The following is a 20,541-nucleotide window of genomic DNA, read 5'->3' as shown; positions in this document are numbered from 1 at the left end:
CCGTATCCAGACACTCCCCGAAATACGCGGCTAGGGTCGGATTCCGGGTGCGCTGTACGATACCGGTCTTCATCTTTGCGTGTGCGGTGTCAAATTTTTCTCGGGCTGCCTTTTCATCTACAACGGTCACTGCAATGCCGCGTGCTTTCCCGTCTGGACCGGGTGGCAGCGTTCTAGTCCGACCCAGAGCCCACGTTTTGCGTCCCATTTGAATGACCCTGCGCCTGATGACGCGCGCTTGACGTTTTTCGCTTTGCCCTGGTCATGATGCCCTCCGTGTGCCTGAAATCGACAGTACGGGCAGGTATACCTTCGAGTGGGCCCTCTTGTGGTTGTTCCGGGAAAGGGCTAGTTAATTCTATGATCTGTGAGCTCCCTGAGCGAAATGTCCGTTTTGAAGCTCTGGCGGTACACAACGAACCCGCAACTCCCGTGTAATCACGCGGATGTCCGGGTCTCCACCGACCTCCGGTAGGCTTTCAATGTACAATTCGCCCCCGTAGCTCAGTGGATAGAGCACCGGCCTTCTAATCCGATTGTCGTAGGTTCGATTCCTACCGGGGGCACCACCGTTAGCGGACTGATTGGGATGACGTGCGCTTGCGCCGCTGCTGGACGTACCTTCGGCCAAAGTAGATCGTCTGAATAACGCCCAAGCCCAATATCCCAATCGTGAAAAGCACATTGCCTGGGGTCACTGCGCTCCACACCCCGAGACCCAGGTACAAGAGCCCGACAATCGTCAAGGCCAGCGGTGCTTCGTCTGACTGCGCCATTTCGGACTAACCCCGATCGTTGTTGATACTACCGACTTCAGTGTGGCGCGAATCGACGTGAAGTCCAAGGTCTCACGGCGTCTTCCGGTTGAGGCGGCAGCGCTAATTCTCGAGGATTGCTAGATTCAAGTATGCGAGAACTCCAGGCGCGAATCATCGCGGAACTCAACGTCTCACCCACCATCGACCCTGCCGCCGAAGTACACCGCCGGGTGAAATTTCTCAAGGACTACCTCAAGCGCACCGGTGCTGCGGGCCTGGCGCTCGGCATCAGTGGCGGTCAGGACTCCACCCTGGCCGGCCGGTTATGCTCGCTCGCCATCGATGAACTCGTCGCCGAGGGGCACCCGGCCACCTTCGTCGCCGTGCGCCTGCCGTACGCGATTCAGCGCGATGAAGCGGATGCCCAACTCGCGTTGGAATTCATCCGCCCGCAATCGCAGGCTACCTTCAACATTGAACTCGCCGTCGAGGGTTTTGAAACCGAATTTCTCGCGAGCCTCGACGTGGCGATGACCGACTTCACCAAGGGGAATGTCAAGGCGCGTTCCCGTATGATCGCGCAGTATGCGCTCGCCGGCCAGCTCGGCCTGCTCGTGGTCGGTACCGACCATGCGGCCGAAGCGGTTACCGGATTCTTCACCAAGTACGGCGACGGCGGCACCGACATTCTGCCGCTGACCGGCCTGTCCAAGCGCCAGGGTCGCGCCCTGTTGATAGAGCTCGGGGCCCCCGAACGGCTTTATTTGAAGGACCCGACCGCTGATCTGCTCGACCACACGCCCGGTCAGAGCGACGAAGCGAATCTGGGACTGCAGTACGAGCACATCGATGATTTTCTCGAGGGTCAGCCGGTCGACGACGAAGTGGCCGAGGCAATCGAAGCACGCTACCTCAGCACGGAACACAAGCGTCGGATGCCCGCCGCGCTGTTTGACGACTGGTGGCGATAAGCGTCCCAGCGCGACAAAAAACGAGCCGGTCAGCGCTGCGACAGCGCCGACCGGCTCGTTCAGGTTGTGCTGATTGACCTCTAGATGGTCGGTGCGGAGGACGAACGCGTGAGCGGGTCTGTGCTGCGCACCTCGAGTTTGTTCACGTCGTCGAGCAGACGCTGGGTCTCCGTTGATGCGTCGGCCGCAGCCGCCGTCGAAGTGGATGCCGGCGCACGGTTGACCGCCGCAGGAGTGAGCGGTGCCGCTCGCACCGGTGCGGGCGCGGGTTCTGCCGCACTGTGCTGGTCGTGGTGCTGCTGGGCAACCCACGCGTCTTGCTCGGCCAGCAGGCTCTTCTCGGCGCCGGAGTTCTGGGCTTTCCAACGATCGAGATCGCCCTGGAAGATTTTGCGGGCGCGCCCAGGCTTGTTCTGCCACTCCACCAAGCGGTCGCGAAACTCGACCAAAGCCGGTTCCAGCTGGTATCCGAATGTGGCCGAGGTGCGCTTGAGCTCGTACAACTCGTGGGTGGCCCAGTTCGCGGCGATGCCCGACCCGCGGATCGGCAGCAGTCGAACCTGAATGTCGGCTTGTCCGACCGCCCGGTCGCTCATGACCTGTTCCTGCGGGGTCAGCGAATTCCAAACGGATGCCTCGGTGGCGGCATCGACGAGGGCGGCGATCGCGGCCACCTTGATCTCCCGATCCCGTTGGGTGAGGAGCCGCTTGACGGCCCCCCGGGAGATCAACGCCGCCAGCACGCTGGCGATGACAATCGCACCAATGAAGACGATCGCACTGAAAACCACAGGTTCTGTGCTGACGTCTGTGAGCCAGGTTACGAAGCTATTCCACCATTCCATGTCGAGGATTTTATCCGCGCAGTTTCTGTTCTGCGGGACCAGCCTCGGCGTGCCCCCACTCATTTGGGACCAATGGGTGTGATGCGGCAGCGATTAGCATTAACGGAAACAATCGATAGCGTCTTCGATGCGGCAGAACGCGCCGAGATCACGCGTGCGAGTCGCGAAAACGATTCTTCGGGCGCTATACCGCTCACCGTCGACGCCGGCCCGGCGTTCGAGATAGCCGATGACAGCGCCAACCGGATCGACGACGCGCCACAATCCCTCGCGCACTGCGATGAAATCACGGCCACGAATGCTGGCGATCGGTGCGATGAGAAATGTCATGATTGCTCCTTCTGAATTCGGCCGGCCGCTGGTGTTTCCTCCACCGTATGGGCGACCACCGACATCCGCTTTCGGCGAACAGGCGGCAGCAATGACGCAGCATCCTGCGGGGGCGACGCTGGACGAGTTAGGGTGGAGGAGTGCAAACTTTTGTGATCGCAGGTGGATGTTTCTGGTGTCTCGATGCTGTCTATCGGGTCTTACGCGGTGTGAGCGAGGTCGTTTCGGGGTACACCGGCGGTACCACCGCCGACCCTGACTACGAAGCGGTCTGCACCGGCCGTACCGGCCACGCTGAGGCCGTTGCGGTGACCTTCGACCCGAAGGTTATACCAGCCAGCGTCATCCTGGACGTGTTTTTCACGCTGCACGACCCGACCCAGCTCAATCGGCAGGGCAACGATGTCGGTACCCAATACCGGTCGGCCATGTTCTACACCGACGATGAGCAGAAGCAGCTGTTTGAGACAGCCCGAGAGCGGGCAAGTGAGTGGTGGGGCGCTGGCATCACTACCACAATCGAACCGCTCGGTGACTACCACGAAGCCGAAGACCTTCACCAAGACTTCTTCAACAAGAACCCCGGACAGGGCTACTGCATGGCCGTTGCCGTGCCGAAGGTCAACAAGATTCGCAAGTCCTACTCCGAGTATCTCGTCGGCTAGCTTCTTCTCCACAGCTCCTCGAGAGCGGGAATTCTCTACGGATTCGCACGACTTGCCCCACCACTGTGTCGTGGGGCGGCACACTCGCAGTGTGCGACCCGGGAACAACGAAGACTGGCACGAGTTGTTGTTCCCGGGCCGCGTGCGTCGGCTCCCTGTTCGGCGCCCAGCGATCGTGTTCACGCGAACATCGTGCCGGGAGAAACCATGAGCGAGCGCATCACGATATCCGGAGTCATTGGCACCGTTCCCCGCCGCACTTTTGCCAAAAACGGAGCCCCGATCACATCCTTTCGTCTGGCGTCTCGCCAGAGCCATTTCGATCGGGCAAAGGACGAATGGGTCGACGACAACACCAGCTGGTACACCGTCAGTACGTTTCGCCACCTGGCTACCAATGCGGCCCAGTCGCTCAGCAAGGGCGAGCATGTGGTAGTGACGGGCAAGCTCTTCGTTCGCAACTGGACGAATGCGGAACGCTCAGGAACGGATGTCGATATCGTCGCTGACGCCATTGGCCATGACCTAGCTTGGTACACCACAACGCCCGTTCGCGCTGGCTTACCGGCCCGCGCTAAATCGGAGCAGACCGAGTCGGAACCGGCCGAATCCGCCGAATCTGCCGAATCGGCCACCGCATACGAGGATGACTTCAGGCAACTAGATGGTTCTGCAGACGGTTTCGTTCCGGACGCGACCGACGCCGACCGTGATTCGTTTGCGCGTTTAGACTCGTAACATCGTCCACGCACGTGGACCGGGGGAGGCAGTACGTGAGCTTGGCAGAACCACATCCGCAGGATCAGTCCGTTGTGAGGGCGGTCGGTCGGCGCGCCGGCCGCTCGCGGTTCTCCGCTGCCATGGTGGGCGCTGCGCTGATCTTTGGCGTCACCCTGACCGCGTGTACCGGTGTCCCGGCAGAACCCGCCACTACGACCGCTGTTCCCGCCACTCCGGCGACACCGACACCCTCGGCCACGCCAGCACCCGACCCGGCGCTGGTACCGACCGGAACCGCGGGAGAGAATCTGGTCTACTTCAACTTTCTGGCCGCGGCGGTAACCAAAGCAGACCCCTCTGCTGACGGTCGCGCCTACATCGACGCCCTCGTCGAAGGCGGGTTTGACCGCAGCGCGATGGAAGTGACCTTCGATCGTACCCAGGCCAATCTCGTCGCCGACTCTGTGCAATTCTCCGTGCGCTTCGCCGGCGAATGCTTGATCGGTCAGATCGGCCCGGCCAGCGACGGCTTCCACAGCGTGGTCGCGCCGATCCTGTCGACCGGTTTGTGTCTGGTTGGGTCTAGTCGACAAATAGACTGGTGAACACTATGGCCGAATTTATTTACTCAATGGTCCGCGCTCGCAAGGCGATCGGTGAAAAGCTGATTCTTGACGACGTCACCATGTCCTTTTTTCCCGGTGCCAAGATTGGTGTGGTTGGCCCCAACGGCGCCGGAAAGTCCACCATTCTCAAGATCATGGCGGGTCTGGACACCCCCAGCAACGGTGAGGCGCGACTCTCCCCGGGCTACACCGTCGGTATTCTGATGCAGGAACCGCAGCTCGACGAGAGCAAGACCGTGCTCGAAAACGTGCAGGAGGGCGTCGGGCCGATCAAGGCCAAGGTCGACCGCTTCAATGAGATCAGCCTTGCCCTGGGCGAACCCGACGCCGACTTCGACACACTGCTCGCCGAAATGGGCATTTTGCAGGAAGCCATCGATGCAGCGGATGCCTGGGACCTCGATTCCCAGCTCGAGCAGGCCATGGACGCCCTGCGCACTCCGCCGGGCGATTCCGAGGTCGCCAACCTCTCCGGTGGTGAGAAGCGCCGGGTAGCGCTGACCAAGCTGCTGCTGCAAAAGCCCGATCTGCTGCTGCTCGATGAGCCCACTAACCACCTCGACGCCGAGAGTGTTCTCTGGCTCGAGCAGCACCTGGCCAAGTATCCCGGCGCCGTGATCGCCGTCACCCACGACCGGTACTTCCTCGACCACGTTGCCGAGTGGATCGCCGAAATTGACCGCGGACACCTTTACCCCTACGAGGGCAACTACTCCACCTACCTCGAAAAGAAGCAGGAACGACTGCTCGTGCAGGGCAAGAAGGATGCGAAGTTGTCACGCCGTCTCGCCGACGAGCTTGAGTGGGTGCGCTCCAACGCCAAGGGCCGTCAGGTGAAGTCGAAGGCCCGCCTGGCTCGCTACGAGGAGATGGTCACCGCCGCCGAGAGCACCCGCAAGCTGGACTTCGAAGAAATCGTGATTCCGGTCGGCCCGCGGCTCGGTGCCCAGGTCATCGACGCGACCAAGCTCGAAAAGGGCTTCGACGGGCGCCTGCTCATCGACAATCTCAGCTTCACCCTGCCGCGCAACGGCATCGTCGGCATTATCGGCCCGAATGGTGTGGGAAAGACCACCCTGTTCAAGACCATCGTCGGCAAGGAACCACTCGACGGTGGCGAGCTGAAAATCGGTGACACGGTCAACATCTCCTACGTGGACCAGGACCGTGGCGGCATCGATCCGAACAAGACCCTGTGGGAGGTTGTCTCCGACGGCCAGGACTACATCCAGGTTGGCAAGACCGAAATTCCCTCGCGCGCCTACGTCTCGACCTTTGGTTTCAAGGGTCCAGACCAGCAGAAGAAGGCCGGCGTGCTCTCCGGTGGTGAGCGCAACCGTCTGAACCTTGCTCTTACCCTGAAGCAGGGCGGAAACCTGCTGCTCCTCGACGAGCCCACTAACGACCTCGACGTCGAAACGCTCGGGTCGCTTGAGAACGCGCTGCTCGAGTTTCCCGGCTGCGCCGTGGTGATCACGCACGACCGGTGGTTCCTTGACCGGGTGGCCACGCACATCCTCTCGTATGAGGGAACCGACGACAACCCAGCCAACTGGTACTGGTTCGAGGGCAACTTCGAGTCCTACGAAGAGAACAAGATCGAGCGTCTCGGCCCCGATGCGGCCAAGCCGCACCGTTCCGCTTACCGCAAGCTCACTCGCGATTAGGACATAAAAAGGTGAAGCTGCACGTACCGATCCGCCTGCGCTGGTCCGACCTCGACGCCTACGGTCACGTCAACAACTCCGAGATGCTGCGCCTGCTGGAAGAGGCGCGCATCCTGGCCTTCTGGGTGACCGAAGACGAGGGGGCGATCGGCGCGAGCACGGCCGTGCTCGACGGACGTCCGGGAGCGGCGACCCTGACACTGATCGCCCGGCAGGAGATCGAGTATCTGGCGCCGGTGCCCTACCTGCGTCAGCCGCTCGACGTTCGTCTCTGGATCGGCAAGCTCGGTGGCGCGAGCCTCGACGTGTGCTATGAGGTGTACAGCCCCGAGAGCGTCATGCCGGAGGTTCTGTATGCGCGGGCGAGCACGACCATCGTGCTCGTCGATGCGACGAGCGAACGCCCGCGCCGCATCAACGACACCGAACGCGCCGCCTGGACTCCCTACCTCGACGACCCGATCGAGTTCGCCCGGCACTGACCCGTCCCGCAGGGCAGAACGTGGGCTAGAGTTTCCGTGAATAAACCGTTGTTGTACTGAACCACACACGCGTCCACTGCGTGTTAAGCGGGGGAGGTGGGCCGTGGCCGATGAGCGTGCCGAACTATTGCGTGCCCTTCACGACGAACACGGGCCTATTCTGTGGCGCTATGTAGTGCGGTTGACTCATGACACCGCCCTCGCCGATGACGTGGTGCAGGAGACCCTGTTGCGCGCCTGGCGCCGGCCGCGCCTGCTCGATCAGACCGAGGTGTCGGCCAGGGCGTGGCTGTTCACGGTGGCCCGAAACCTGGTGATCGACGATCGACGCTCGGCCCGGGCCCGGCATGAGATGCCGACCGACCAGCTGCCCGAACTGCCCACCGACGATCAAACCGACGCCTTACTCGATGCCTGGCTGATAGCGGATGCCCTCACCGACCTTTCGCTCGATCATCGGGCAGTCATCGTCTGCGCCTACTATCAAGGCCAGTCCGTCGCGGAGACCGCACGAAATTTGGATATTCCCGAAGGAACCGTGAAATCCAGGCTGCACTATGGTCTGCGAGCTCTGCGCCTCGCACTGCAAGAGCGAGGAGTGACGGAGCGATGAACAGTCCTGCCGACCGATACTCAGACTGGGACGGCGTCTACGTACTCGGCGCGCTCTCGCCTGGCGACCGACGAGACTACGAACGGCACCTCAACGACTGCGCCGCCTGCAGTCAGGCCGTCGCCCACCTCGCCGGGCTGCCCGGGCTGCTCGCCCTGGTACCCCTGGATCAAGCGGTGCAGCTCGGTCATGCGCCCGGTGCGGCAGTGGATTCGGGCACATCGCCGTCCGCCGAGCTGCTGCCCCGGCTGCTGGCAGCGGCCCGGGCCCGCTCCCGGCGGGCTCGCCTGCTCACGGTAGGGGCCATGCTGACGGCCGCCGCGATTGCGGCATCCGCTGCCCTGATTGTGCCTGGCTGGCTGGACCAGCGAGTCACCAGTGCCAGGGAACCGGCCGTCGCCATGACCGCCGTCGTTCCGAGTCCGCTCACCGCGAGCTTTCGCCTGACGGGCGAAAACTGGGGTACCCGCATCGACGCGAACTGCAGTTATGCCAAGAGCGGCAACGACTTCGGACCGCAGCCCTACGCCCTGTTCGTGACCGACACCGCCGGGGACGAGAGCCTGGTTGCCAGCTGGATTGCCGGTCCCGGTACCACGATCACCGCCGTGGGTACCATGAATGTCGCCGAAGACGCGATTGCGAGCGTGGACATTCGCTGGATGCCCGACGAGCGCGTGCTGCTGGAGTCCAAACCGAGCTGGTAGCTACTGAACTATTCGAGAATGATGGGCACGCGCAACATGCCCTCCTGCGCCACGGTGGCCAGAAGCACGCCGTTGCGGCTAAAGATGCTGCCGGTGGCGAGGCCGCGACCGCCCTGGGCGCTTGGCGAATCCTGCACGTACAGCAACCATTCGTCGACGCGTCCGAAGCGGTGCCACCACATGGCGTGGTCGAGGCTCGCGACTTTGAGGCCTGGCGAGGCCCAGGCGACGCCGTGCCGACGCATGATCGGTTCCATGATCGAGTAGTCGCTGGCGTAGGCGAGCGCGGCGCGATGCAGGTCGGGGTCGTCGGGCAGCGGCGAAAATGTCTTCATCCACACGGCCTGACGCGAGGTGTGCTCGCCGTTGACCTTGAGGTAGATCGGAGAGGGAACGTGGCGCATGTCGAAGGGGCGCTCACTGGCCCAGTAACGCGCCACCGAATGGTCGATGTGCGCGAGAGAATCGGATGCCGTCGGCAGGCTTTCCGGGTCGGGAATGTCGGTCGGCATCTCGATGTGGTGTTCCAGGCCTTTGTCGGCGTCCTGGAACGAGGCAATCATCGACAGGATCGGTACGCCGTCCTGATAGCACTGGGTGCGGCGGGTCGAAAACGAGCGTCCGTCGTGAATGCGTTCGACCGAAAAGGTGATCGGCTGATTGACATCACCGGGGCGCAGAAAATAGCCGTGCATCGAGTGCACGTGGCGTTCATCGGGTACGGTACGCATTGCGGCGACGAGGGACTGGGCCAGCACTTGCCCGCCGAAGACGCGACCCAGAGGCATCCACTGGGAAGGGCCGGTAAAGATATCTTCGTTGGTGCGGGCTCCGGTGTCGGTCAGATCGAGAACAGCCAGAAGGCCTTCCGTCGGCTTGTGCATGCTGTCTCCTCGGGCAAGTTTGCGTGCGCGGCCAACGGTCGTGACGCATCTTGGTAGTTTAGAAGGTGATGAGCCAGTCATTCACTCTTACCGATTCCCAGTCCCTCAGCGATCTGATTGTATTTCTGTCGCGGTCCGGTCGCGTTCTCGATGGTTCCGTGCGCTTGATCGCATCGGACGGGGTGATCGCGGTATACACCGCGATCTTCTACCCGCGCGGCCTGCTCGATACCAGCCCGACCGTGCTTGGCCTACGCACCTTCGCGTTGACCACGCCGGTCGATCTCGACAAGGTCGTGCCGGTGCGCTCCCTTATTGAGCGCCTCAAACGGCTCGAATCGACGACCAGCGACCTGACCCTCCCGGTGACGGTGACCGTTCCCCTCGAGGTGAACACCGTGACCTGGGCCGGAATTTCGCCGCCCAAGGGGGGCTGGGACCGGCACGGGCAGACGACGGCCGCGCGTCTCGAAGCCGCCGCCCGCGCCGGCATCGACGAGGTCGCTGCGGCGATTCCGGAAGGAACCGGCGAAATGATCGTCGAACGAGTGCGCGCCGAGGTCTGGGGCCGTCAGGTTGACGGACTCGAATTCGTGCCGACCGGCGCCGGGTTTGCCGCGTTCAGCCTCGGCTTTCTCGCCGCCGACGAACCGGTGCAGCTCTACGAGTCGGGCCTGTGGACCCGTCTCAGCACGAGTCGCGGTCACGTTTTGGTGCGGCGCAAGCCCTGGACTCTCCAGGCCTGATCTCGGGTTAGCGGCTCGGATTCTCCGCAGCATTGTCGGTGGCGAGCAAGGCCGCCCAGACGTCGGCGCGCGCTGGAAACGACCCCAGGTCGCGGGCGAGCAACAGTTCGGCCTGCAGAATGCGGGCGCGCACCGTGTGCCGGTGCACCCCGAGCTGGTCGGCAGCGGCACCGTACTGCCCGTTGCAGAGCAACCAGGCGCGCAGGGTGGCGAGAAGCTCGGTGCCGTGGGTCTGGTCGTGGGTCAGGACCGGGGCGAGGGTGGCCAGGCCAACCTCGTGGGCATCCGTCCTGGCCAGCAGCGCGAGTACGCCCTGCCGTGCGACGACGTCAAAGCCGGTCACGCCCGGGGCGCCCTCCCGCGCACGGGTGAGCGCCTGCTGGGCCTGGTCGAGGCCCCGAGGCAGCTGGCGATACTCGGTCTGCTCCGAGAGACCGGCGTGCAACTCAAATAGCGTACACAGATTTACGAGGATGCCGGCGCCCGCCAGATGCAGACACAGCACGATGGTCTCCTCCTGGCGGGCGAAAAACAGCTGCCCGGGGGAGTCGTCAACGCGGAGCTCCAAATACTCCGTGATCGCATCGCGGCGCGCGTCCGGCACGTCCACGACCGCGACCAGCACCGGTTCGACCGGAAGTGCACCCCACATCTGTCGGGAAATCTGGTCCACCAGTTTCTGGTCACCACCGAGCAGGGTGTGCATCAGCCCGGAACGCAGCAACCCCTGCGCGCGATCGAGAGCGTTGTTCTGCTCAAGGGCGAGACCGGCGAGGGCGATCACACTCGTGACGACCTCGGTGCTGGCCTGGTCGAGGGCACGCGGTCCGCCCAGGGCCAGCACACCGCGCAGGTGGTCGTGCCCGCCGAGGGTCTGTAGGGTTAGCGTCTCGCCGCCGGCCTTGACACTGCTGCTCGAGCGCTGGCCGCGCGCGAGCAGGCGACGGGCCTCGTGCTGCACGGTCCCGAGCATGCCGGCGGCGGAGGTGAACGTTGACCGTGGAAACACCCGGTCGAGGGTGCCGCTGGCATCGAAGAGCGCGACCCAATGCCCCAGTTGATTCGACAGCTCAGCGAGGGTCGCACTCAGGCCGTCGGGGCGAAGCGCGGCGAGCGCGATGGCCCGCTGCGCGCGCAACGCCCAGGTCGCGCCGGCGTAGCGATCCTCGGCCACCAGATCGCCGGCCGTGCGGGCCACTGCAATGAACGGCGTGCGATACGGCACCTCGAACAGGGGAAGGCCAAGCGATTGGCAAGCGGCGAGCAGCCCCTCCGGGGTGCCGTTTCGAATGACTTCAGTACCGAAACCAAGCGCGGCGATGCCCCGATCACGCAGACGCTGCACATAGGGGCGGTAGTCGACATCCGCTTTCGGATCGGAGCCGAATTGGGTGCCCGTGGTCAGTAGCACCTGGTCGGCGGACAGGAACGGGGTCGGGTCGACGAGGTCGGAGCTGTGCACCCACTCCACGATTCGCTCAAGCAGGGGCGCTTCGGGCTCACCGAGGAGAGTCAGGCCGAGCTTTGGGTCAGTGAGCAATCGACGCAGGGTGGGGAGCATGACGGGCCTTATACAAGTTGGCTAGTACGGTGTCCCCAACTATACAACCTGGTTATGTCGTGACGGCCTGGCGTTGCCTAGCATTACGGCATTGGCATCGTGCCGCGAGGCCGCCCGTCGCTTTAGATCGGAAACTCTGATGACCCTCCTGGATACCCCTCGCCCCACCGGTACACCGCTCGGTGGCCCTTCGCTGGCCCAGGAGCGCAAGCTGGTCACGAGTATTCCGGGGCCGAAGTCGCGTCGCTTGAGCGAACGTAAGGTCCAGGCGGTCTCCGCCGGCGTCGGCATCGCCCTGCCGATCTACGTGGTGGCTGCCGGCGGGGGAGTGCTCGTCGATGTCGACGGCAACTCCCTGATCGACCTCGGGTCTGGCATCGCCGTGACCGGCGTCGGCAACAGCGCCCCGCGCGTGGTGGAAGCCGTCGCCGCCCAACTCGCCCAGTTCACCCACACCTGCTTCACGGTTGCGCCTTACGACTCGTACATCGAGGTCGCCGAAGCCCTGAACCGCCTCACCCCCGGTGACCATGAGAAGCGCAGCGTGTTGTTCAACTCCGGCGCCGAAGCGGTGGAGAACGCCGTCAAGATTGCCCGGCACTTCACCGGCAAGCAGGCGATCGTGGCCTTCGACCACGCCTATCACGGCCGCACCACCCTCACCATGGCCCTGACCGCCAAGAACCAGCCGTACAAGAACGGTTTCGGGCCTTTTGCCCCCGAGGTATACCGGGCGCCCATGTCGTACCCGCTGCGCGATGGCGGTCTGGACGGCGTCGTGGCAGCCAAGCGTGCGATCTTGCAGATCGAGAAGCAGATCGGGGCGAGCAACCTCGCCGCCATTATCATCGAACCCATTCAGGGCGAGGGCGGCTTCATCGTTCCAGCAGCGGGATTTCTGGCCACCCTGCTGGCCTGGTGCCGGGCCAACGAGGTCGTGTTCATCGCCGATGAGATTCAGACCGGCTTCGCCCGCACCGGCCAGATGTTCGCCTGCGAACACGAGGGCATCGTGCCCGACCTGATCTGCACCGCGAAGGGCATCGCCGGCGGCCTGCCGCTGTCGGCCGTCACCGGGCGCGCCGACATCATGGATTCGCCCCAGGCCGGCGGCCTCGGCGGCACCTATGGCGGCAACCCACTCGCCTGCGCCGCGGCGCTCGCTACCATCGACACCTACGAGAGCGACCACCTGGTCGAACGGGCTGTCGCAATCGGAGCCATCCTGCATGAGCGGCTTGGTGCGCTCGCTGCCGTCGATCCGCGCATTGCCGAGGTGCGCGGTCGCGGGGCCATGATCGCCATCGAACTCGTCGACCCGACCACAGGGGAACCGGATACCGCCCTGGCCGGTCGGGTCATCGCCGCCGCTCACGCCCAGGGCGTCATCCTGCTGGGCTGCGGAACGTACGGCAACGTCATCCGCTTTCTGCCGCCGCTGAGCATTCCGGACCATCTGCTGCTCGAAGGCCTTCACGTTCTCGCTGAGTCCCTAGCCGCCGCGTGAGCGCCGTGACCCTCACCGGAGAACCGGAAGCGCAGCGCAGCAGAGCACAGCACAGCGCAACGCTGCTGGCCCGCGTGCCCGACCAGCTCTACATCAACGGCCAGTGGGTGAACGGCACGGGGGAGCCGTTTATGGTGACCGACCCGGCGACCGGACAGGTGCTCAAACAGATTCAAAACGCATCCGTCGCCGATGGTGCCCGAGCCCTCGATGCCGCGGTGGCGGCAGCGGATGCGTGGGCGGCCACGCCGGCCCGGGTGCGCGCCGAGGTCCTGCGCCGCGCCTTCGATTTGTTGCAGGAGCGTCGGAAGGATTTCGCCACGCTCATGACGCTCGAAATGGGTAAACCGATCGCCGAGGCCAACGGTGAAGTCACCTACGGCGGCGAGTTTTTGCGCTGGTTCAGCGAGGAAGCCGTGCGCATCAGCGGCCGCTACGGTGCCACCCCGGAGGGAACCGGCACGATGGTCGTCACCCAGCGTCCGGTGGGCCCGTGCTACCTGATCACGCCGTGGAACTTTCCGCTCGCGATGGCCACCCGCAAGATTGCCCCGGCGCTCGCCGCGGGCTGCACGGTCGTCGTGAAACCAGCGGAGTTGACCCCGCTGACTACGCTGCTGTTCGTACAGTTGCTAGCGGATGCCGGCGTTCCGGCCGGCGTGGTGAACGTCATCACGACGACCCAGTCGCAGGCGGTATCGGCCCCGATCATCGCCGACCCTCGGTTGCGCAAGCTCAGTTTCACCGGGTCGACCGGCGTCGGGCGTACGTTGATCACCCAGGCCGCCCGAAACGTGCTGCGCACCTCGATGGAACTCGGCGGCAATGCCCCTTTCCTGGTGTTAGCCGACGCAGACCTCGAGCAGGCGGTCACCGGCGCCATGCTCGCGAAGTTTCGCAACACCGGTCAGGCCTGCACGGCGGCCAACCGGTTCATCGTGCACGCGTCGATCGCCGCGGAATTCGGCCGCCGATTGACCGAGCGGGTGAACGCCCTCGTGTCGGGGCCGGGAACCGACCCTACGGTGAACTTCGGACCGCTCGTAAGCGAGGCGGCCGTCGACAACGTGGCTGCCCTCGTGCAGGACGCCCTCGCGCGCGGTGCCACGCTGCTCACCGGCGGTATCCGCCCCGATGGGCCCGGCTCGTTCTACGCCCCTACCGTGCTGATGGGCGTTGCCGCCGATAGCAGCCTCGTGCGGGAGGAAATCTTCGGACCGGTCGTTGGTATTCAAACCTTCGTAACAGACGAAGAGGCCATTCAAATGGCAAACGACACCGAATATGGTCTGATCGGTTACGCATTCACGACTGATATCACCCGCGGGCACCGTATGATCGACAGTATCGACACCGGCATGATGGGCCTGAACACCGGCCTGGTTTCCAACGCCGCAGCACCATTCGGCGGTGTCAAACAGTCCGGGCTCGGTCGTGAGGGCGGCCTTGAAGGCATCAATGAGTACCTCTCGACCAAATACACCCTCATTCCCTCGTCCTAATCCAGTCAACACAGGAGCAACCATGACCACGATTGATCGTGACGTCGTCATTATCGGCGCCGGGGCATCCGGTCTCACCGCCGCCACGGCGTTGCAGAAAGCGGGCCTCACCGTGGCCGTGCTCGAAGCCCGCGATCGGGTCGGCGGGCGGCTGTGGACCGATGAGATCGAGGGCGCCATGCTCGAGATTGGCGGCCAGTGGGTCTCTCCCGACCAGCACGCCCTCAAGGAAACCCTGGCCGAGCTGGGCCTCGCCACCTACCCCCGCTACCGGGCCGGTCATAACGTGTACATCAACGGTTCCGGCGTGGTCAGCCGGTTCGACGGCGAGATCTTTCCGGTTCCGGCCGGCACCGAGGCGCAGATCGTCGGCCTGATCGACAAACTCGACGCCCTCGTGGCCGAAATCGACCCGGATCGACCGTGGGAGCATCCGCTTGCCAAAGAACTGGACGAGATCTCATTCAGCCGCTGGCTGGAAACGCAAACCGACGATCAGGAAGCCCGCGACAACATCGGCATGTTCATTGCCGGAGCCATGCTCACCAAGCCTGCGCACGCCTTCTCGGCGCTGCAGGCCCTGCTCATGGCGGCGAGCGCCGGGTCGTTTAGCAATCTCGTCGACTCCGATTTTATTCTTGACGAGCGTGTGGTCGGCGGGTTGCAACAGGTTCCGCTGCTGCTTGCCGAAAAGCTCGGCGGTGACGTCTATCTCGGGCAGCCGGTGCGCAGCCTGACCTGGAAGGACGCCGGAGTCACCGTCGTCGCCGACCGTATGACGGTCACGGCCCGGCACGCCATCGTGGCGGTTCCGCCGCCCCTGATCAGCCGGATCAGCTTCAACCCGCCGCTGCCACGCCGCCAGCAGCAACTGCACCAGCACCTCTCTATGGGCTTCGTGATCAAGGTACACGCCGTCTACGAGACGCCGTTCTGGCGCGCCGACGACCTCTCGGGTACCGCATTCAGCCCGTACGAGCTGGTGCACGAGGCATACGACAACACCAACTTTGAAGACCCGCGCGGTACCCTCGTCGGTTTCGTTTCCGATGAAGAAGCGGATGCTGTCTTCGCGCTGACCGCGCTCGAGCGCAAGGCCCGCATTCTCGGGTCGCTCTCGCACTATTACGGCGAGCAGGCGCTGCACCCGGTCGTTTATTACGAAAGCGACTGGGGCTCCGAGGAGTGGACCCGCGGCGCCTACGCGGCGAGCTTCGACATGGGCGGACTGGCCCGGTACGGCGCTGAACTGCGCAGCCCCGTCGGTCCGATCAGGTTTTCTTGCAGCGACATGGCTGGCAAAGGTTACCAGCACGTGGACGGCGCGATCCGGGTCGGGCAGGAGACCGCAGCGGCGATCCTTGCCACCCGGGTGGATGCATGAGGTTTCTGGTCGGCTACACCGCCACCCCGGCGGGAGCGGATGCCCTCGCCCTCGGCGTGCGTCTCGCTCGTGCGCCCGGCGCCGAACTCGACGTGGTACTCGTGCTCAACGCGGGGGACCGGGCGACGCTCACCCCCAACGATCCCGGCTATGACCGGCTGCTGCTGGAGACGGCTGAGGGATGGCTGGCCGAAGCGCTCACCCTCGTGCCAGCGGGAATTTTGGTGCGCACCCACCTCGAACACGCCGATTCCTTCACCCAGGGGCTGCTCGCCGCCGCTGCCCGGCTGCAGGCGAACCTGATCGTGGTCGGCGCGGCCACCCACGGCCTGCTCGGACGCTTCGCGATCGGCAGCGTCGCTGACGGCCTGCTGCACTCTTCCCACGTGCCCGTAGCGCTTGCCCCCGAAGGCACCCGGGTGATGGGCACCGACGAACCGATCGGCCGCGTCACCTGCGCCGTCGGCACCAAGGCGGGAGCCGACGGACTACTGACGGCCGGTATCCTCTTAGCGCGCACAGTGGATGCCCCGCTGCGGTTGGTGTCCCTCGTTGCGATCGATCGTCCCGGCGCCGATGCACGGACCATCCAGCTCGCCGCCGACCATGCCCAGGCAGTGCTTGACTACGCCACCGACCACCTGATGGACGGACTCGAGGTGACGGCCAGCGTCGCCTCCGGCAGCAGCATTGAGCACGCCGTGCGCGGCTTGCCCTGGGATCCGGCTGAGATCTGCCTGGTCGGCTCCAACAGGCTGGCCCAGCCCCATCGCATCTTTCTGGGTTCCATCGCGGCCAAGATGCTGCGCGAACTACCGGTGCCACTGATCGTGGTGCCCCGTGATTTCACCGTCACAGCGGAGGACTAACAACCCATGACTCAAGAACTCAACGTCAGTGCCGCCGTTGAACAGAAGGCCGGCGGCATTTCCAAGAAAGGCCTCAGCGCTGGCTCGGTCGGACTGGTCGGGGCCGTCATCATCGGCATCTCCTGCATCGCTCCGGCTTACACGCTGACCGGCGCACTTGGCCCAACCGTGGCGGAAGTCGGTTTGCAGCTTCCGGCGATCTTCGTCGCCGGGTTCATTCCGATGCTGCTGGTCGCCCTCGGCTATCGTGAGCTCAACAAGGCCATGCCCGACAGCGGCACGTCGTTCACCTGGGCAACGCGGGCGTTCGGGCCATGGATCGGCTGGATGGCCGGCTGGGGGCTCATCGCCGCGACCGTCGTCGTGCTCAGTAACCTCGCCGGCATCGCCGTTGACTTTTTTTATCTGATGCTCTCGCAGATCTTTGCCAACAGCGCCGAGATCGCGGGGCTCGCCGGCAACCCGTTCATCAACGTCGGAACCTGCCTGGTCTTCATTCTGATCGCGACCTGGATCAGCTACCGGGACATGCAGACCACCCAGAAGGTGCAGTACTGGCTGGTCGGCTTTCAGCTGATCGTGCTGGTCGGCTTCGGAATCATGGCCTTCGTGCACATTGCGAACGGCTCGGCGTTCGATCCGACCCCGGTCTCCCTGTCGTGGTTCAACCCCTTCGCCGTCACCTCGTTCTCCGCCTTCGCTGCCGGACTGAGCCTGTCGATTTTCATCTTCTGGGGCTGGGACGTCACCCTGACCATGTCGGAAGAGACCAAGGGTTCCCGTTCGACGCCCGGCCGCGCCGCGACCCTCACCGTGATCATCGTTATGGTGCTTTATCTGTTCGTCGCCATCGCGGCCATCTCTTTCGCTGGCGTTGGTGGCGTCGGCGTGGGCCTCGGCAACCCGGAGATTCAAGGCAACATGTTCTTCGCCCTGGCCGGCCCGGCACTCGGACCGTTCGCGGTGCTCATGTCGATCGCGGTGCTGTCCAGCTCGGCCGCTTCGTTGCAGTCCACCTTCGTATCCCCGGCCCGCACCCTGCTCGCGATGGGCCATTACGGTGCGTTGCCGCCGGCCTACTCCAAGGTCAGCCCGCGATTCTTTACCCCCGGCTATGCCACCATCGCCTCGGCGATCGTCGCGGCCGGGTTTTACACGATCATGCGGTTTGTCAGCGAAGACGTGCTCTGGGACACCATCACGACCCTCGGCATGATGATCTGCTTCTACTACGGCTTGACCGCGTTCGCCTGCGTCTGGTATTTTCGCCGCCAGTGGTTCGTCACCGTGCGCAACGCCTTCTTCACCTTTGTGTTTCCGCTGGTCGGCGGCATCATCCTGACCGTGCTGTTCTGCACCACCCTGGTCGACAGCATGGATCCGAATTATGGCAGCGGCTCCGAGATCTTCGGGCTGGGTCTGGTCTTCGTGCTCGGCATGGCGATCCTGCTGATCGGTGTTGTCATCATGATCGTGCAGTCGCAGGTGCGTCCGGCGTTCTTCCGCGGCGAGACGCTCAGCCTGGCTGCGCCGCGCTTCGGCGAACGGGAGGAGTAGCCGGGCTGCGGCATCCGCTTAGTGAAAGCGGATGCCGCCACGACGACGGCAACACGAGTGGGCACGCTCGCTGCCTCTAGGCTGTGGGAATGCCTATACTGTTGCAGCTTGACTCGTCCGCAGACCTCGTGACCTCGCGGTCGCGGGCGGTTACCGCGACCTTCGCCGATACCTGGCGCAGTCTCGGCGCGGATCACACCGTCATTCACCGTGATTTGCACCGCGAACCAGTGCCCCACCTGACGGATGCCGCGCTGCATTTTCCGCCCCGGTTACGCCCCGAGGGTGCGAACCCGAGCGTGGAGCAGGAGGCGCTTCAGCAGGTTTTGATCTCCGAACTGGTCGCGGCCGACGTGCTGCTGATCGGGGTTCCGTTATACAACTATTCGATGCCCTCGACCTTGAAAGCGTGGATCGACTACATCCACCTGCCAGCGGTGACCGCTCCGTTCGACGACCCGGCCAGCCAGCAGCCGCTGGCCGGTCGCCCGGCCGTGCTCGTTTCGACTCGCAGCGGGGTTTACGACGCGGGAACATCCACGGAATTCGACGATCACGCGCTGCCCGCGCTCAGCCTGATTTTGGCGAACGCACTGGGAATGACGGTGGAAACGATCGTGGCCACCCGCACGCTGAGCGAACGTTTCGGCGCCCCCGCCGACGAGGTCGCCAAGCAGCACCAGGAACTGGCCGCCGCCCACGAGTCCGCTGCCCAGGCCGCTCGCCGCCTAGGCTGACCCGCTCTCGATTGGCCCACCGCTGCGTCGGTGGGAACGACTACTTCATTTCAGAGCGGATGCGACGTGCCCGGCCAGCTCCAATACCTGGTCCCGGTCGGCGTCTTCGACCGGCCGTTGGCCGTTGATGAACGTTCCCAGTCGCAGCCAGTCATCGCCGACGATGAAGTCGACCGCGCAGGCCGAGACCGTTTTGACCGGGCACCGGAGGTAGGCCAATTCGGTGACCCCCGCGACGCTCACCGCCTCATGGGTTTTCCATACACCGCTTCGTACCTGGGCGAGATCAAAGGCCCATGCACCGTGCGGCAGCATCTCTAGGTTGGCGAGGGACGCGTCAGAACCGGCCGGCCCCACGATGCAGCGTGTCACACCGGCAAGTGTTGCAGCTCCGGTCATGACGCCCCAACCGCCACTGTTGTAGGTGGAATGCACGGGCAGCTCGGCGGACTGGAAGACGGACTGCACGGTCGCAGCGGGCAGGACTACTTCGCAGTCGGTGCGTGCAGCGACTGCGGCGACGGCCGGCGTGATGTTCGAAGCAACGGCGGTGGCGACCCGTTCGGCGATCGTGCTCAGGACCGGCGAGGCGAGTGCCAGTACGTCGGCGCCGGAGGCCGAATCGGTAACGTTTGCTCCCTGCAAAAACACGTCGATCCAGGCCGCGCCGACGAGGATGTTAGACGTGCACAGGCCGGAATCTGCGAAACAGGTCGTCCCGGACGAGTCTCCGAATGGCTGGGCGTCGTCGAGCGGATGGTCGCCGACATGCAATTCGATCTGCGCGGCCGTGGCATCGGGCAGTACCTGTACGGTCAGTTCGTCATATGCGGGATTGGCAATACCAGCGACTGGCGCGTCGTCATTGCCCCAAGTGCAGCTCAACCCACCAATGTTCTGTACGGCATACTTCACCGGGGATACGGTTGGCGCCCAGTCCAACCGCGGCTCGTAGCCGTTCGCACCGAAAAGCGCCGCCAGTTCGGCGCTCGACACCAAGGCGGCACAGGTCACATCGAACCGCGAAGCGGGCGCCGACGAAAGCTCGGTTGCTGGTGTTGTCGATGGCATGGTCGATGGCATGGTCGGCGGCATTGTCGACGGCCCCGATGAACCTGGCGTCACCGGGCTCGCACATCCCGTCAGCGCAAGGATCAAAGCGACGGTGATCGGAACGACACTGATTTTCCCCATGCTGGCAATGTACCAACACGAGGAGACGCGCTGCCAGTTTCGATTCTGTCGAGTCCGTCGTCGGGACGCCGGCGTCGACCACTCATCAACTCAGCGAAGTCGACCGTCGCGGGCGGGCATCGGCGACGAGGAGTTGGCGGAGCGCTCTTGCGCGGGCACATTCGTGACGAAGAATGGATCTTTGCTTCGAGATCGCACGCATCACACAAAAACGTT

The 20,541-nt window shown here is 64.1% G+C and carries 20 protein-coding genes and 1 tRNA gene; 16 read left to right on the top strand and 5 right to left on the bottom strand.

Annotated features, from left to right (window positions below; translation table 11 throughout):
- Nucleotides 1–493: 493 nt before the first annotated feature.
- Together CXY71_RS11540 and nadE are read left to right on the top strand one after the other, a co-directional pair.
- Nucleotides 494–569, top strand: a tRNA-Arg gene (locus CXY71_RS11540).
- Between the two features lie 338 nt (nucleotides 570–907).
- Nucleotides 908–1,729, top strand: coding sequence for an ammonia-dependent NAD(+) synthetase (gene nadE / locus CXY71_RS11530; protein WP_104135744.1), 822 nt, complete (start codon nucleotides 908–910; stop codon nucleotides 1,727–1,729).
- A gap of 80 nt (nucleotides 1,730–1,809) precedes the next feature.
- Here nadE and CXY71_RS11525 read toward each other — a convergent pair whose 3' ends face one another.
- Together CXY71_RS11525 and CXY71_RS11520 are read right to left on the bottom strand one after the other, a co-directional pair.
- Complete coding sequence (locus tag CXY71_RS11525; RefSeq protein ID WP_104135743.1) at nucleotides 1,810–2,574, bottom strand: hypothetical protein; 765 nt, start codon at nucleotides 2,572–2,574, stop codon at nucleotides 1,810–1,812.
- A gap of 99 nt (nucleotides 2,575–2,673) precedes the next feature.
- The gene (locus CXY71_RS11520) at nucleotides 2,674–2,904 is read right to left on the bottom strand and encodes a DNA mismatch repair protein (RefSeq protein WP_104135742.1); all 231 of its coding nucleotides are present in this window, start codon (nucleotides 2,902–2,904) and stop codon (nucleotides 2,674–2,676) included.
- A gap of 140 nt (nucleotides 2,905–3,044) precedes the next feature.
- Here CXY71_RS11520 and msrA point away from each other — a divergent pair, with 140 nt between their 5' ends.
- From msrA to CXY71_RS11485, 7 genes are all read left to right on the top strand, one after another.
- Complete coding sequence (gene msrA / locus CXY71_RS11515) at nucleotides 3,045–3,569, top strand: peptide-methionine (S)-S-oxide reductase MsrA (protein ID WP_104135741.1); 525 nt, start codon at nucleotides 3,045–3,047, stop codon at nucleotides 3,567–3,569.
- Nucleotides 3,570–3,776: 207 nt separating this feature from the next.
- Nucleotides 3,777–4,307: a single-stranded DNA-binding protein gene (locus tag CXY71_RS11510; protein WP_104135740.1), complete on the top strand. Its 531-nt coding sequence runs from the start codon at nucleotides 3,777–3,779 to the stop codon at nucleotides 4,305–4,307.
- A 35-nt stretch (nucleotides 4,308–4,342) separates the two neighbouring features.
- Nucleotides 4,343–4,894: a hypothetical protein gene (locus CXY71_RS11505; RefSeq protein WP_233198262.1), complete on the top strand. Its 552-nt coding sequence runs from the start codon at nucleotides 4,343–4,345 to the stop codon at nucleotides 4,892–4,894.
- A gap of 5 nt (nucleotides 4,895–4,899) precedes the next feature.
- Nucleotides 4,900–6,582 (top strand): energy-dependent translational throttle protein EttA, encoded by a 1,683-nt coding sequence (gene ettA, locus CXY71_RS11500; RefSeq protein WP_104135761.1) that lies wholly within the window; start codon nucleotides 4,900–4,902, stop codon nucleotides 6,580–6,582.
- Nucleotides 6,583–6,593: 11 nt separating this feature from the next.
- Entirely contained in the window at nucleotides 6,594–7,064 is a 471-nt protein-coding gene (locus CXY71_RS11495; protein WP_104135739.1) for a thioesterase family protein, read from the top strand.
- A gap of 103 nt (nucleotides 7,065–7,167) precedes the next feature.
- Complete coding sequence (locus tag CXY71_RS11490; RefSeq protein ID WP_104135738.1) at nucleotides 7,168–7,677, top strand: sigma-70 family RNA polymerase sigma factor; 510 nt, start codon at nucleotides 7,168–7,170, stop codon at nucleotides 7,675–7,677.
- The gene (locus CXY71_RS11485; RefSeq protein ID WP_104135737.1) at nucleotides 7,674–8,384 is read left to right on the top strand and encodes a zf-HC2 domain-containing protein; all 711 of its coding nucleotides are present in this window, start codon (nucleotides 7,674–7,676) and stop codon (nucleotides 8,382–8,384) included. The genes CXY71_RS11490 and CXY71_RS11485 overlap by 4 nt, the downstream gene beginning before the upstream one ends.
- Before the next feature lie 8 nt (nucleotides 8,385–8,392).
- Here the strand turns inward: CXY71_RS11485 and CXY71_RS11480 are convergent, their stop codons facing one another.
- Nucleotides 8,393–9,268: an acyl-CoA thioesterase II gene (locus CXY71_RS11480; protein ID WP_104135736.1), complete on the bottom strand. Its 876-nt coding sequence runs from the start codon at nucleotides 9,266–9,268 to the stop codon at nucleotides 8,393–8,395.
- A 68-nt stretch (nucleotides 9,269–9,336) separates the two neighbouring features.
- Here CXY71_RS11480 and CXY71_RS11475 point away from each other — a divergent pair, with 68 nt between their 5' ends.
- On the top strand, nucleotides 9,337–10,014 hold the full coding sequence (locus tag CXY71_RS11475) for a hypothetical protein (protein WP_104135735.1): 678 nt from the start codon (nucleotides 9,337–9,339) through the stop codon (nucleotides 10,012–10,014).
- A gap of 7 nt (nucleotides 10,015–10,021) precedes the next feature.
- Here CXY71_RS11475 and CXY71_RS11470 read toward each other — a convergent pair whose 3' ends face one another.
- A complete protein-coding gene (locus CXY71_RS11470; protein ID WP_104135734.1) occupies nucleotides 10,022–11,575 on the bottom strand; it encodes a PucR family transcriptional regulator in 1,554 nt (517 codons plus the stop codon).
- A gap of 139 nt (nucleotides 11,576–11,714) precedes the next feature.
- Here CXY71_RS11470 and gabT point away from each other — a divergent pair, with 139 nt between their 5' ends.
- From gabT to CXY71_RS11440, 6 genes are all read left to right on the top strand, one after another.
- The gene (gabT, locus tag CXY71_RS11465; protein ID WP_104135733.1) at nucleotides 11,715–13,082 is read left to right on the top strand and encodes a 4-aminobutyrate--2-oxoglutarate transaminase; all 1,368 of its coding nucleotides are present in this window, start codon (nucleotides 11,715–11,717) and stop codon (nucleotides 13,080–13,082) included.
- A gap of 5 nt (nucleotides 13,083–13,087) precedes the next feature.
- Nucleotides 13,088–14,584 carry an NAD-dependent succinate-semialdehyde dehydrogenase gene (locus CXY71_RS11460; protein WP_233204604.1) on the top strand — a complete coding sequence of 499 codons (1,497 nt, stop codon included), beginning with the start codon at nucleotides 13,088–13,090 and terminating at the stop codon, nucleotides 14,582–14,584.
- 22 nt (nucleotides 14,585–14,606) lie between these two features.
- Nucleotides 14,607–15,968, top strand: coding sequence for an NAD(P)/FAD-dependent oxidoreductase (locus CXY71_RS11455; protein WP_104135732.1), 1,362 nt, complete (start codon nucleotides 14,607–14,609; stop codon nucleotides 15,966–15,968).
- Nucleotides 15,965–16,837, top strand: coding sequence for a universal stress protein (locus tag CXY71_RS11450; RefSeq protein ID WP_104135731.1), 873 nt, complete (start codon nucleotides 15,965–15,967; stop codon nucleotides 16,835–16,837). Before CXY71_RS11455 ends, CXY71_RS11450 begins: the two co-directional genes overlap by 4 nt.
- A gap of 6 nt (nucleotides 16,838–16,843) precedes the next feature.
- Nucleotides 16,844–18,394 (top strand): APC family permease, encoded by a 1,551-nt coding sequence (locus CXY71_RS11445; protein ID WP_104135730.1) that lies wholly within the window; start codon nucleotides 16,844–16,846, stop codon nucleotides 18,392–18,394.
- An 89-nt stretch (nucleotides 18,395–18,483) separates the two neighbouring features.
- Nucleotides 18,484–19,131, top strand: coding sequence for an FMN-dependent NADH-azoreductase (locus CXY71_RS11440; protein ID WP_104135729.1), 648 nt, complete (start codon nucleotides 18,484–18,486; stop codon nucleotides 19,129–19,131).
- Between the two features lie 45 nt (nucleotides 19,132–19,176).
- Here CXY71_RS11440 and CXY71_RS11435 read toward each other — a convergent pair whose 3' ends face one another.
- Nucleotides 19,177–20,325: a hypothetical protein gene (locus CXY71_RS11435; RefSeq protein ID WP_146072809.1), complete on the bottom strand. Its 1,149-nt coding sequence runs from the start codon at nucleotides 20,323–20,325 to the stop codon at nucleotides 19,177–19,179.
- Nucleotides 20,326–20,541: the final 216 nt, after the last annotated feature.

It is taken from the genome of Cryobacterium sp. Y62 (assembly GCF_002929785.1).
Lineage (GTDB): Bacteria > Actinomycetota > Actinomycetes > Actinomycetales > Microbacteriaceae > Cryobacterium.
Note: the sequence above shows the minus strand (reverse complement) of the source record. Positions and strands in the feature narration are given on the sequence as shown.